We start from the raw sequence: 12899 nt of genomic DNA, 5'->3' as shown, positions 1-12899 counted from the left end.
ACGCCGGCTTTTAAGATCCTATTCGGCAGCGAAGGGCGGCAGGCGGAGCACGTTGCTCTGGTCGCCGGCTGCGCTCTTTCCCCTTTCTTCCGGTCTTTCGATGGCATCCAGGCGCTCCTCGAGCGAAGCGAGCGACGTGCGGTTCTCATCGACCGCGCGTGTGAGCTCTTCCCTCGTCAAGCTTTCCTCCTCCTTTTCCTTCTTGCCGACCATGCGGCTGAAGATCCAGGCGAGCAGCCGCGACAAGTCATCCATAATCAGGAAGAAGGATGGCACGACGACAAGGCTGAGGACGGTCGAGACAATGATGCCGCCGATCACCGCGATCGCCATTGGCGCACGGAACGTGCCGCCTTCGCCAACGCCGAGCGCAGACGGCAGCATGCCCGCAGCCATCGCGATCGAGGTCATGATGATCGGGCGCGCACGCTTGCGGCCGGCTTCGATTACTGCATCGACGCGCGGCATGCCTCTATGCATCATCTCGATTGCGAAGTCGACGAGCAGGATCGCATTCTTGGTGACAATGCCCATCAGCATCAGGATACCGATCATGACCGGCATCGAGAGCGGGTTGTTGGTGAGCATCAGGCCAAGTGCGACGCCACCGATGGCGAGCGGCAGCGAGAGCAGGATGGTGAACGGCTGGATCACGTCCTTGAACAACAGGATCAGCACCGTCAGAACCAGCAGCAGGCCCATCAGCATGGCGTTGCCGAAGCTTTGCTGCATCTCGCCCTGGACTTTCGCGTCACCGCTTTCGGCCAGATGCACGCTGGCCGGGATCTTGGCATCGGCCACAATCTGGCGGAACCGGTTGGAAGCCGTATCCAGCGCCACACCCTGCGGCAGATCGGCGCCGATTGCGACGACCCGATAGCGGTTGTTGCGCTTTATGGAGCTCATCCCTTCCGAATAGTCGATATCCGCCACGCTTGACAGCGGCACAGTGCCACCGCTCGCGGTCTGAACCTTCAGCGCACGGATGGCCGCCAGATCGCGGCGCATGTCCAGCGAGGCCTGTACCCGGATCGGGATCTGGCGATCGTCGAGCGAGATCTTGGCGAGAGCGGAGTCGATATCGCCGATCGTGGCGACGCGGACCGTTTCAGACATCTGCTGCGGCGTGATGCCGAGACGGGCGGCCTCGTCCTTGCGCGGGCGGATCTGCAGTTCCGGCCGGGGGAGGGCGCCGTCAGTGCTGACATTGGCAAGCAGCGGATCGGCGCGAAGCTTCGCCTCGAGGATGCCGACTGCCTCGTTCAGATCCTTGTCGCTTCTCGACAGGAAGTTGAAGGACAGGTCGCGCTCGCCGCGGTCATTGAGCTTGGTGATGCGAACGTCCGGGATCGAGCGAAGTTTGGCGAAGACTTCCTTTTCGACGTCCCACTGCGGTCGAACGCGGCCGTGGACGGCAACCTTGGGAAGATGCGGGCCAATGACCGGGAGCGAACCCAAAACATCGTTGACAAGCTTCTTGACCAGCGAATGGTCGATCTTGTGAAGCGCAAGCGTCACGGTGGCGCGGCGCAGTTCGAGATCGCCCTTGGGTGAGGCGCCGCCGAGGACGAAGACGCTGTCGATGTCGGCGATATCCTTCACCCGATCATAGACGATGTCGGTCGCCTTTTCGGTGTCGTCCAGCCGTGCATTGGGTGGCAATTCGACTGAGAGCACGATGCGCGATGCATCGTCCGGCGGCAGAAAGCTGCCGGGCACGAACACGATCAGCGCCACGACCGAGGCGATGGAAAACAGAAACGCCGCAATCAACGTCGGATAGCGCGTGTACCATTTCTTCGTCGTTACACGCACCAGCCCCGTATACCGCCGCATGAACCAGCCGTCATTGTCGTGGTGGTCGTCGACGGCGTCCTCGGCGCGCATCAGATAGGCCGCCATCATCGGTGTGATCAGGCGTGCGACAAGCAGTGAGAAGAACACCGAGAAGGCGACGGTCAAGCCGAACTGGATGAAATACTGTCCCGGAATGCCCGGCATGAAAGAGACGGGCACGAAGACGGCGATGATGGTGAAGGTCGTGGCGATGACCGCAAGACCGATCTCGTCGGCCGCCTCGATCGCGGCGCGATAGGGCGTCTTGCCCATCTTGATATGGCGCGCGATGTTTTCGATCTCGACGATGGCGTCATCGACCAGGATGCCTGTCGCAAGCGTAAGCGCCAGGAAGCTGACGAGGTTCAGCGAAAACCCGATCAGATCCATGACCCAGAATGTAGGGATCGCCGAGAGCGGCAACGCGACGGCCGAAATCAGGGTCGCCCGCCAGTTCCGCAGGAACAACAGGACCACGATGATGGCGAGCAGTGCCCCCTCCATCAGGGTATGGATTGCCGCCTCATAGTTTCCGTAGGTGAAATAGACCGAGTCGTCGATGAGTTCGATGGAAACACCCGGGTTCTCGGCGCGTACCTTATCGAGGCTGTCGGCGACCGTCTTTGCGACCGTCACCTCGCTTGCACCTTTCGAGCGGAAGACGCCGAAGGTTACGACAGGCGCGTCGTTGAAGCGCGAAAAGGATTTCGGCTCCTCGTAGGTATCCTTGATGACCCCGAGGTCCGATAGTTTTACGAAGCGGCCGTTTGACAGGGCGATCGTGGTATCGGCGAGCTGGGCGACGTCTCGTGCGTCGCCGAGGACGCGGATCGCCTGCTCACTGCCGGCCACCTGGCCACGGCCGGAGCCAAGATCGATATTCGTTCCGCGAAGCTGCTGGCTGACACCCGCTGCCGTGATGCCGTGAGCATTGAGCTTGTTGGGATCGAGCTCGATACGGACTTCGCGGTCAGCGCCGCCATAGCGGTCGACACGGCCGATGCCGACCTGGCCCTGCAGCGCGCGTTTGACCGTATCGTCCACGAACCATGAGAGCTCCTCGAGCGTCATGTTCGGAGAGGAGACCGCGAAGGTCTGGATCGCCTGGCCTTCAACGTCCACCTTGGAAACGATCGGCTCGTCGACATCGGCCGGAAGATCGCCGCGAATGCGGTCGATGGCGTCCTTGGTGTCCTGAACGGCCTGCTCCGTCGGCACCTCAAGGCGGAACAGGACAACCGTCTGCGACTGGCCGTCGGTGATGGTCGACTGAATTTCGTCGATGCCGTTGATGCTGGCGACCGCGTCCTCGATCTCCTTGGTGACCTGCATTTCGAGCTCGGCCGGCGAGGCGCCGCTCTGGGTCACGGTGATGTTGACGACGGGGACGTCGATATTCGGAAAGCGGGTGATCGGCAGCTTATAGAAAGCCTGTACGCCGACAATCATGAGCAGGAAGAACGCCAAGAGCGGCGCTACGGGATTTCGGATTGACCAGGCTGAAAAGTTCATCGGGTCATCTTTCAATTGGACGCAGCTGGGGCATCGCGGACGGGCGTGATGCGATCGCCGTCGCGTACATAAGCACCGGCCTTGGCGACGACTTCATCTCCGGCCGCAAGTCCCTTGCGGATCTCGATATAGGCGCCGTCCTGGATGCCAGTCTCGACATTTACAAATTGCACGACATTGTTTTCGACCTTGCGGGCAGACGAACCGTCCGAGCCGGTGAGCACTGCCGTCAGGGGCAACGCAACGCCTTTGGTCTCACGGATGATGATCTCGGCGCTGCCATACATGCCGGCACGTGCCTTGCTGTCGTCGTCGATGGAGATATGCACGAGGCCGAGACGGCTGACCGGGTCGACAGTCGGCGATACGAGGCGTATGGACCCCGAGAGTTTCTCCGGACTGCCGGCAAGCACAATGAATGCCTTCTGTCCCGCCTGCATCTTCGTGATGTCGCTTTCCGAAACCTCGGCGACGAGTTCCACGGCACTGTCTCGGATCACGGTGAAGAGCGGATCGCCCGTAAAGTTGGCAATCGCGCCAACCTTCGCATTCTTGGCAGAAACGGTGCCATCGACCGGAGTCTTGACGTCAGTGCGCGCCAGCCGCAGATCCGTGTCGGCGATCTGGCTGTCCACGACCTTGAGGTCAGCTTCCGCAACGGCGATTGCCTGTTCGGCGGATTTCACACGCGCCCTGGTGGCGGCTGCGAGAGCCGTCGATGTCTCCACCTGCGAAGTCGAGGTGGTTCCCTTCTGTGCCATCGTCACGGCGCGAACACGCTGCTGTTCCGCCTGTTCGGCGTTTGCCTGAGCCTCGATGAGCTGGGCGCGTAGCTGGGCGAGGGTAGCTTCGCCTTTCGCCTTGGTGGCCTCCATCTGGCTCTTTTGCAGAAGCAGTGCGTCATCGTTCAGCGTCGCCAACACGCTATCGGCTGTCACCCTGTCGCCTACGTCGGCGTTCAGCTTGCGGATCGAAAGCCCGTCAACCTGCGGCTGGATGTAAATTTCCTCGACGGGCCGGATCGTACCGGTCGCCACAACGCGATCGACAAGATTACGGGTCTGAGCCGTGGTTACGACGATTGCCGGAAGATTCTGTTGCGGTGCTCCGACTGCCGTTTCCTGTGCAACAATTGGGCTGGCTGCGAGCATCGTCAGCAGCAGGGTCGAGGCGCGTAAAATTCCAAGTGGCGTGTAGGCCATGCATCATGATCCAGGTTGACGACATAAACATCCACTCCGCACCATTCTAATGGTTGCAAAGTGGCCTCGCTACATTTCTATTGCCTGCGAACGGGTCCCATCATCCCATCCAATTGCCGCTGTAAAGCCTCTCAAGCGACAAAATAGGCCTTGTACGTGGTAGCGATTTGCTCGATTCACAAGACTGTCAGAAAATATTCCTCACGGGCGATCCTTTATTCGTCATTGAAAGCGAGATCAATCCAGAGGCGCTTATGCATGCATTCCAATGAATGATCTCTCTCTATGACGTTTGGTCTTTTAAAGATGCGACAGCTACACGCCACTTTTTTATTGACCCTGTTACAAAATGAAAAAAACGCGCGGATACTCTTCCGCGCGTTCAGCAGCCAACGGCTCGGATTTACTTCCCGACAGCGTCCGTGATCTCGTGCGTCCAGGCGCCTGACGGCTCCTTGTTGATGATCTTCTGGTCGAGCAGTGCCTTGGCCGTACGGTCGTAAAGCGCTTCATCGAGTTTGCCGCTGCCGTCGCCGATCAGTTTGGCGACTTCGCCCATCATGCGCTTCTGATGGTTCTCGTCCTGGCCGCCATTGTCGACGACGATCTCTGCCGCTTCGTCGGGATTATCGATGGCGTATTTCCAGCCCTTCAGCGAGGCGCGGACGAACTTCACCATCTTTTCCTTGAAAGCAGGGTCCTTCAGCTTGTTCTCCATGACGTAGAGACCGTCTTCCAGAAGGTCGTTGCCCATCTGCGTATAGTTGAAGACCGTCAGATCCTCCGGCTTGAACCCGGCATCGATCGCCTGCCAGTACTCGTTATAGGTCATCACCGAGATGCAATCGGCCTGCTTCTGGACGAGCGGTTGTACGTCGAAACTCTGCTTGAGGACGGTGACGCCGTTCGGACCTCCTTCGGTCGAAAGGCCAAGCTTGTTCATCCAGGCGAAGAACGGATATTCATTGCCGAAGAACCAGACGCCAAGCGTATGGCCCTTGAAATCTGCCTCCGTCTTGATCGGCCCGTCCTTGCGGCAGACCATTTCCAGTCCGGATTTCTGGAATGGCTGGGCAATATTGACCAAAGGTACGCCCTTTTCACGGGCAACGAGGGCACCGCCCATCCAATCGACGATGACGTCGGCGCCGCCGCCGGCGATCACCTGCTCGGGCGCGATGTCGGGGCCGCCGGGCTTGATTTGGACGTCAAGTCCTTCCTCCTCATAGTAACCTTTGTCCTTGGCGACATAGTAGCCGCCGAACTGGCTCTGGGTGACCCATTTGAGCTGCAGGACGACCTTGTCGGCGGCCATCGCCTGGACCGCGGCAAGCGACATTGCGCCCGCCATCAACGAAATCATCAGCTTTTTCATCCCGTTTTTCCTTTTTCCCTCTGAAGTTATGCCGTGATCCCAAGAGGATCTCGGCCGCGTCTAGCCACCACGGATAGACGGATGCCAGAATGTCGTGGCTCTTTCGGCAAGCGCGACGAGGCCGTAGAAGATGGAACCCGCCAGCGCGGCAACCGCGATTTCCGCCCAGACCATGTCCACGTTCATCCGGCCGATCTCGGTCGAGATGCGGAACCCCATGCCGACGATCGGAGTGCCGAAGAATTCCGCTACGATGGCACCGATCAGGGCAAGCGTCGAGTTGATCTTGAGCGCGTTGAAGATGAAGGGCATTGCCGCAGGCAACCTGAGCTTAAGCAGCGTCTGGGTATAGTTTGAGGCATAGGTGCGCATCAGATCGTGTTCCATCAGTCCCGCGGCGGAAAGACCTGCGACCGTGTTCACGAGCATCGGGAAGAAGGTCATGACGATGACGACGGCCGCCTTGGATTGCCAGTCGAAGCCGAACCACATGACCATGATCGGCGCCACGCCGATGATCGGCAGCGCGGACACCATATTGCCGATCGGCAGAAGGCCGCGGCGCAGGAATGCGATCCTGTCTGCCAGGATGGCCGTGAGAAAGCCGGCGACGCAGCCGATGGCATAGCCGATGAGGACCGCCTTGAAGACCGTCTGACGAACGTCGGCGCCGAGTATGGGCAGTGACGCAGCGATCCGGACGCCAATCGCGCTCGGCGGTGGGAGCAGAATGAAGGGAATTCCTGCGCCGCGCGTGACCGCCTCCCAGATGATGAGGATCCATGCGCCGAAGATTGCCGGGATCAGCAATCGGAGCGACCATTGTGCCAAGGCGGAAGCCGGGTACATGCCCGAAAGCAACGTGACGCATCGCCAGGCTAACAGCCAACTTGCAGCCAGAAGAAGAAAGAAAGGCGCGCGCGCCAGGCCCTCATGACCGGCGATACCAGTCAAAAGCAGCCAGGCCGCCTCATGGGCGCCGAGAAAAAGGATGGTCGCGGCGATCGCGGGCGGCAAACCGACCTGTGAAAGAAGCGCCGAGATGATGACGAGGAAGAAAATGAGAATGACGACGCCGGAGGAAAGCTCCTCGGCACCTCCCTCCTTCAGCAATGGCAGCGTCAGGGCGGCGACTATACACAGGAGCAGCGCGAGCATATTCTGCCAGGCGGGTGTCAGGATTTTCATGCCGGCCTCCCGCCCATCGAGCGGTCCACGATGCGCGCGATGATGCCGACGATGGTGACTAGAGCCGCTGCCAGCACGGAGCCAGCGATCAGGGCGGCCCAGATGTCGATGGTCTGGCTGTAATAGGAGCCGGCGAGCAGCTTCGATCCGATGCCCGCCACCGCGCCGGTCGGCAATTCGCCGACGATCGCGCCGACGAGGCTTGCGGCGATTGCCACCTTCATCGATGTGAAAAGGTAAGGCACGGAAGCCGGCACCCGGAGCTTCCACAGGATCTGGACCGTGCTGGCATTGTAGGTGTGCATCAGATCGAGATGTGTGAGTTCGGGCGAGCGCAGTCCCTTCACCATGCCAACGGTCACGGGAAAGAAGGAAAGGTAGGTGGAGATCAGCGCCTTCGGAAGCAGGCCGGTGATGTTGACGGCCGCGAGCACGACGATGACCATTGGCGCGATCGCCAGGATAGGCACCGTCTGCGAGGCGATGATCCAGGGCATCAAGCTGCGGTCGAGCGTGCGCATATGGACGATGCCGATGGCAATGGCGATGCCGAGCAATGTGCCGAGAGCAAAGCCCAGCAAGGTGGAGGAAAGCGTCACCCAGCTATGGTAAACGAGGCTGCGATTGCTGGAGACCCTCCTCAGGAAGGTGTTCTCGAAGACATTCTGCGCCACCTGATGCGGTGCGGGCAGGACAGGCTTCGGCTGGGAAAGGGTCCTTCCGATGAACTCGATCATGCCCGGCGTCTGGCCGGAGCGGCTATCCATGTCGCGTTGGAATGGCGCGTTCAGCATCACGGCGAAGACGTACCAGATCGCGATCAGGATCAGCAGGATTGTCGTCACCGGAACAAATTTTTCCCTGAAAAACAGCTCCTTTTCCATGATCACGTCTTTCCCTGCATTGGAAACAGCATCAGCACCATCGAGACGATGCCGAGACCGACCCCGGCCAGCTGCATCGTGTTCAGCCGCTCGTTGAAGATAGCGAAGGCGATGATATTGATGAGGAGGAGTTGGGCGACGGCTGAAGCCGAGATTGCCAGCCCAAGGCCTGCTTCGCGCATCAATCGCACCATCATCAGGTTGCCGACGCAGTAAAGTGAGAGCGACAGGATGAGGAGGTACAGGTTGCTGTTGGCAATATAGGCGCGTGAGGTCGTTGCGGCACTCAGAAATACCGCGATTGCGGCTGCAAGCCAGAGGAGGAACTGCGGCTTCATGAACCCAGACACCTCGCGAACATCTCATTCCTCATAGCTATGCCCCGCCCGCAGGCCTTCACGCACACGATGGGCGATCTCCAGGAATTCCGGCGTCTCGCGAATGTGAAGAGGGCGCTCGGCAGGAAGTGTGGATTCGATGACATCGGTGACCCGCCCGGGACGGGGCGACATCACGACAATCCGGGTGGAGAGATAGACTGCTTCGGGGATCGAATGCGTGACGAAACAGATCGTCTTGTTGGTACGCGCCCAGAGCTTCAGCAGTTGCGCGTTCAAATGGTCGCGGACGATCTCGTCGAGCGCACCGAAAGGTTCGTCCATCAGAAGCAGGTCGGCATCAAAAGCGAGCGCCCGGGCGATCGAGGCGCGTTGCTGCATCCCACCCGAAAGCTGCCACGGGTATTTCTTCTCGAAGCCGGATAGGTTGACGAGTTCCAGCGTCTGCGCGATGCGCGCCTTCCGCTCCGCCTTGCTGTAGCCCATGATTTCCAGCGGCAAGGCGATGTTCTTCTCGATCGTCCGCCAAGGATAGAGCGCTGGTGCCTGGAAGACGTAGCCGTAGGCACGGGCCTTGCGAGCCTCCTCAGGCGTCATGCCGTTGACGGCGATGTCGCCGAGCGTCTTTTTTTCGAGATCGGCGATCACGCGCAGAAAGGTGGTCTTGCCGCAGCCCGAGGGGCCGATGAAGGAGACGAAGTCGCCTTTCCTCACCTCAAGATTGACGTTGCTGAGGGCGTGAACGGGGCCGTCACTGGTTTCATACGTAAGACACAGGTCCTTTGCGGACACCACGGAAAAACTCGAGGAACTCATGAAGGCTTACCGCTCTTGTTTTCACAGCATCGGGAAGACGTATTGCGTGATATTCTTTCCGCGAGCAGGAATAAAGACGGCAAGCTCGGAGGCTCAGCCGCAATTCTAATGGAGGATGACGATGGATGCGAAATCAAAACCTACCTGCCATATTGTTCGCCCGAACCACACCTATGACGGGAAGCAGGGGCTCAGCTATTTCGAAGGGATCGCGGCGCAAACGGTCGGTTCGACAGGCATCTGCATGCATCTCCTGACGATTCCGCCGGGTATTCGGGCCAAGGCGCATCTGCATGAGGCGCATGAGACGGCCATCTACATGCTCTCCGGCGAGGCGCACACCTGGTACGGCGATCGGCTCGAAAACCATGTCGTCGTGCATGCGGGCGAGCTGTTCTACATCCCGGCCGGCGTGCCGCATCTGCCGGCGAACCTCAGCAGCACGCCCTGCACGGCTATCATTGCCCGCACCGACCCGAACGAGCAGGAAAGCGTCGTTCTGCTGCCGGAGCTGGATGCACTCGTTGAAACATGAGCCCAAAGAAGGGCCCATGAAACGCACACGTGAAGTGGCATTGCCAATGCTTCGCCTGAGATCGGCGCGTTTGGCGCGCCGTTCCACACGGCCTTGGTCGCCTCGTTTCTCTGGACACTTCTCCCCGGTGGGGAGAAGTGGAAGGAAGAGAATTTCCGACATGACGGGCACGAGCGAACAGTGTTGGTCCGAGGATGCCAAACGTTACACCCCGCTTGCCGGAATGCCGCTGCGCTGAACCTTGCGCGGCGCAGTGACGTCCTTCCACTTCGACAGCGACTTGGCGACTGCGGTAAATGGCTCGCGCCGGACGAATTCGCCGTGGCCTTCGCGAGTCTTTATCGCATCCTCCTCGATGGCGACGACCCCGCGTGTCAGGGTGTAGCGTGGTAGACCGGTCACCGTCTTGCCCTCGAAGACATTGTAGTCGATCGCTGATTGCTGCGTCTTCGCAGCAATCGTCTTCGATCGGCTCGGGTCCCAGACGACAATATCCGCGTCGGCACCGACGAGGATTGCGCCCTTCTTCGGATAGATGTTGAGGATCTTGGCGATATTGGTCGAGGTCACGGCCACGAATTCGTTCATCGTCAGGCGTCCGGTGCTGACGCCATAGGTCCAGAGCATCGGCAGACGGTCTTCGAGGCCGCCGGTGCCGTTCGGGATCTTGGTGAAATCGCCAAGGCCGAAGCGCTTCTGTGCGGTGGTAAAGGCGCAATGGTCGGTCGCGACGACCTGCAGCGAGCCGGACGCGAGCCCTGCCCAGAGACTGTCCTGGTGCAGCTTGTTGCGGAAAGGAGGCGACATGACGCGGCGGGCGGCATGGTCCCAGTCGGGATTGGCGTATTCGCTTTCGTCGAGCGTCAGATGCTGGATCAGCGGTTCGCCATAGACGCGCATGCCCTTGGCGCGCGCGCGGCGGATTGCTTCATGCGCCTGCTCGCATGAGGTATGGACGATATAGACGGGGGCGCCGGCCATGTCGGCGATCATAATGGCGCGGTTCGTCGCTTCACCTTCCACCTCGGCAGGACGGGAATAGGCATGGGCTTCCGGACCGTTGTTGCCTTCGGCGAGCAATTTCGCCTGCATCTGCGCCACGACGTCGCCGTTTTCCGCATGGACGAGGGGAAGCGCGCCGAGTTCCGCGCAGCGCTGGAAGGAGGAGAACATCTCGTCGTCATCCACCATCAGCGCGCCCTTGTAGGCCATGAAATGCTTGAAGGTGTTGATCCCCTTGTCCTTGACCACCGTCTCCATCTCGTTGAAGACCTGCTCGCTCCACCAGGTGATTGCCATGTGGAACGAATAGTCGCAATTGGCGCGGGTCGACTTGTTGTCCCACATCGTCAAAGCTTCCAGCATCGACTGGCCGGGCGAGGGGAGCGCGAAGTCCACGACCATGGTCGTGCCGCCAGCCAGAGCGGCACGCGTTCCGCTCTCGAAATCGTCGGAGGAATAGGTGCCCATGAACGGCATTTCGAGATGGGTGTGCGGATCGATGCCGCCCGGCATGACATAACAACCGGAAGCGTCCAAGGTTTCGTCGCCCGCAAGGTTTGGTCCAATTTCGACGATCTTGCCGCCTTCGATTTTCACATCCGCCCTGTAGGTCAGGTCGGCGGTTACGATGGTTCCGTTCTTGATGACTGTGCTCATTCCCCGAACTCCTTGTCGCTGCGCGGCGCTTGCGTCAGCTGATTATCCAATGACTGGCGGTAGCGGATGCAGCCCCGCATGAACTGCGGCCAATCCGGCACGATCTGACCGCCTGGCGGCGAATCCGGAAGCAGCGCCCACAGATCGGGATGATGCCAACAGAGTTCGTGGCCGGAGGAATCCCGATGAACGCGTATGGCGTGCCGCATCGCCCGCGCAGCCGCCAGGAGATCGGTATGGCTCATCCGATCCAGATCTGCGTCGGGGTCGCTTGTCACGCGACCATCTCCGCCGTTTCGAGGACGGCGTGGAAGAGCACATCGGCTCCGGCCGTCGCCCATTCCTTGGAGATCTCCTCAGCCTCGTTATGCGACAGCCCGTCGACGCAGGGGCACATGACCATGGTAGTGGGCGCTACTCTCGCGGCCCAGCAGGCGTCGTGACCCGCGCCGGAAATGAGGTTCATATGGCTGTAGCCGAGTCTCTCGGCGGCGCCGCGTACCCTGCTGACCAATGTCGGATCAAAGGTCACGGGCTCGAAATGCCCGATCGCCTCGATCGAACAGCCGACAGCGAGGGCATCGCAGATCTTCGGCGCCTCGGCCTCGATTTTTGCTCGCATGCCATCGAGCTTCTTCTGGTTGGGCGAGCGGATGTCGACGGTGAAGATCACCTTGCCGGGCAATACGTTGCGCGAATTCGGCGTGAAGAAAACCTGGCCGACGCCACCGACGGCGCCGGGCTGGTTCTCCATCGCCACGCTTTGCACCATCTCCAAGATCCTCGCCATGGCCAGGCCGGCATTGACGCGCAGATCCATCGGCGTCGAGCCGGTGTGGGCTTCCTTGCCGGTCAGGGTGAATTCCAGCCACCATAGACCTTGACAGTGGGTGACGACGCCGATCGTCTTCTCCTCCGCCTCGAGGATTGGGCCCTGCTCGATATGATACTCGAAATAGGCGTGCATCCTGCGGGCGCCCACCTCCTCGTCACCCTGCCAGCCAATCCGCTTCAGCTCCTCGCCGAAGGTCTTGCCTTCCGGATCCTTGCGTCCATAGGCGTATTCGAGCGTATGGGCGCCCGCGAATACGCCGGAGGCGAGCATTGCCGGAGCAAAACGCGCGCCTTCCTCGTTAGTCCAGTTGGTAACGACGATCGGATGTTTGGTCTTAATGCCAAGATCGTTCATTGTGCGCACGACTTCGAGAGCGCCGAGCACACCCAGAACGCCGTCATACTTGCCGCCGGTCGGCTGCGTATCGAGATGGGAGCCGACATAGACCGGCAGTGCTTTGGGATCGGTGCCGGGGCGGGTCGCAAACATGGTGCCCATCTTGTCGACGCTCATGGTCAGGCCGGCGTCATCACACCATTTCCGGAAAAGGGAACGGCCTTCCGCATCGGCATCCGTCAAGGTTTGGCGATTGTTGCCCCCCGCAATGCCGGGTCCGATCTTCGCCATTTCCATGATTGCGTCCCAAAGTCGGTCGCCATTGACGCGCATGTTTTCGCCTGGTGCTGCCACCATATGCAGTCCTCGCCTATTTGTTCGGG

The 12899-nt window shown here is 60.2% G+C and carries 11 protein-coding genes; 1 reads left to right on the top strand and 10 read right to left on the bottom strand.

What is annotated here, in order from left to right; all coding sequences use genetic code 11:
* Nucleotides 1-18: 18 nt before the first annotated feature.
* From AAE029_RS19655 to AAE029_RS19625, 7 genes are all read right to left on the bottom strand, one after another.
* The gene (locus AAE029_RS19655) at nt 19-3348 is read right to left on the bottom strand and encodes an efflux RND transporter permease subunit (protein ID WP_371074562.1); all 3330 of its coding nucleotides are present in this window, start codon (nt 3346-3348) and stop codon (nt 19-21) included.
* 11 nt (nt 3349-3359) lie between these two features.
* A complete protein-coding gene (locus AAE029_RS19650) occupies nt 3360-4550 on the bottom strand; it encodes an efflux RND transporter periplasmic adaptor subunit (RefSeq protein ID WP_371074561.1) in 1191 nt (396 codons plus the stop codon).
* A 403-nt stretch (nt 4551-4953) separates the two neighbouring features.
* Nucleotides 4954-5925 (bottom strand): ABC transporter substrate-binding protein, encoded by a 972-nt coding sequence (locus AAE029_RS19645; RefSeq protein WP_371074560.1) that lies wholly within the window; start codon nt 5923-5925, stop codon nt 4954-4956.
* A gap of 60 nt (nt 5926-5985) precedes the next feature.
* Nucleotides 5986-7113 carry an ABC transporter permease gene (locus AAE029_RS19640; RefSeq protein WP_371074559.1) on the bottom strand — a complete coding sequence of 376 codons (1128 nt, stop codon included), beginning with the start codon at nt 7111-7113 and terminating at the stop codon, nt 5986-5988.
* Entirely contained in the window at nt 7110-7997 is an 888-nt protein-coding gene (locus tag AAE029_RS19635; protein ID WP_371074558.1) for an ABC transporter permease, read from the bottom strand. The genes AAE029_RS19640 and AAE029_RS19635 overlap by 4 nt, the downstream gene beginning before the upstream one ends.
* Before the next feature lie 2 nt (nt 7998-7999).
* Nucleotides 8000-8335 carry a hypothetical protein gene (locus AAE029_RS19630; protein ID WP_371074557.1) on the bottom strand — a complete coding sequence of 112 codons (336 nt, stop codon included), beginning with the start codon at nt 8333-8335 and terminating at the stop codon, nt 8000-8002.
* Between the two features lie 24 nt (nt 8336-8359).
* Nucleotides 8360-9151 (bottom strand): ABC transporter ATP-binding protein, encoded by a 792-nt coding sequence (locus AAE029_RS19625; protein ID WP_371074556.1) that lies wholly within the window; start codon nt 9149-9151, stop codon nt 8360-8362.
* A 121-nt stretch (nt 9152-9272) separates the two neighbouring features.
* Between AAE029_RS19625 and AAE029_RS19620 the strand changes: the two genes are divergently transcribed.
* Entirely contained in the window at nt 9273-9686 is a 414-nt protein-coding gene (locus AAE029_RS19620; RefSeq protein ID WP_371074555.1) for a cupin domain-containing protein, read from the top strand.
* A 204-nt stretch (nt 9687-9890) separates the two neighbouring features.
* On the opposite strand, the gene hydA is transcribed toward AAE029_RS19620, so the two are convergent.
* Genes hydA through AAE029_RS19605 form a run of 3 tightly spaced genes read right to left on the bottom strand, consistent with a single transcriptional unit; the run spans nt 9891 to nt 12873 of the window.
* On the bottom strand, nt 9891-11345 hold the full coding sequence (gene hydA / locus AAE029_RS19615) for a dihydropyrimidinase (RefSeq protein ID WP_371074554.1): 1455 nt from the start codon (nt 11343-11345) through the stop codon (nt 9891-9893).
* Nucleotides 11342-11623: a hypothetical protein gene (locus AAE029_RS19610; RefSeq protein WP_371074553.1), complete on the bottom strand. Its 282-nt coding sequence runs from the start codon at nt 11621-11623 to the stop codon at nt 11342-11344. The genes hydA and AAE029_RS19610 overlap by 4 nt, the downstream gene beginning before the upstream one ends.
* Nucleotides 11620-12873, bottom strand: a complete 1254-nt coding sequence (locus tag AAE029_RS19605) for a Zn-dependent hydrolase (RefSeq protein ID WP_371074552.1) — start codon at nt 12871-12873, stop codon at nt 11620-11622. Before AAE029_RS19605 ends, AAE029_RS19610 begins: the two co-directional genes overlap by 4 nt.
* Between the last annotated feature and the right edge of the window lie 26 nt (nt 12874-12899).

It is taken from the genome of Sinorhizobium sp. CB7 (genome assembly GCF_041357635.1).
Classification (GTDB): Bacteria; Pseudomonadota; Alphaproteobacteria; order Rhizobiales; family Rhizobiaceae; genus Rhizobium.
This window is presented reverse-complemented; position numbering and strand designations above follow the sequence as displayed.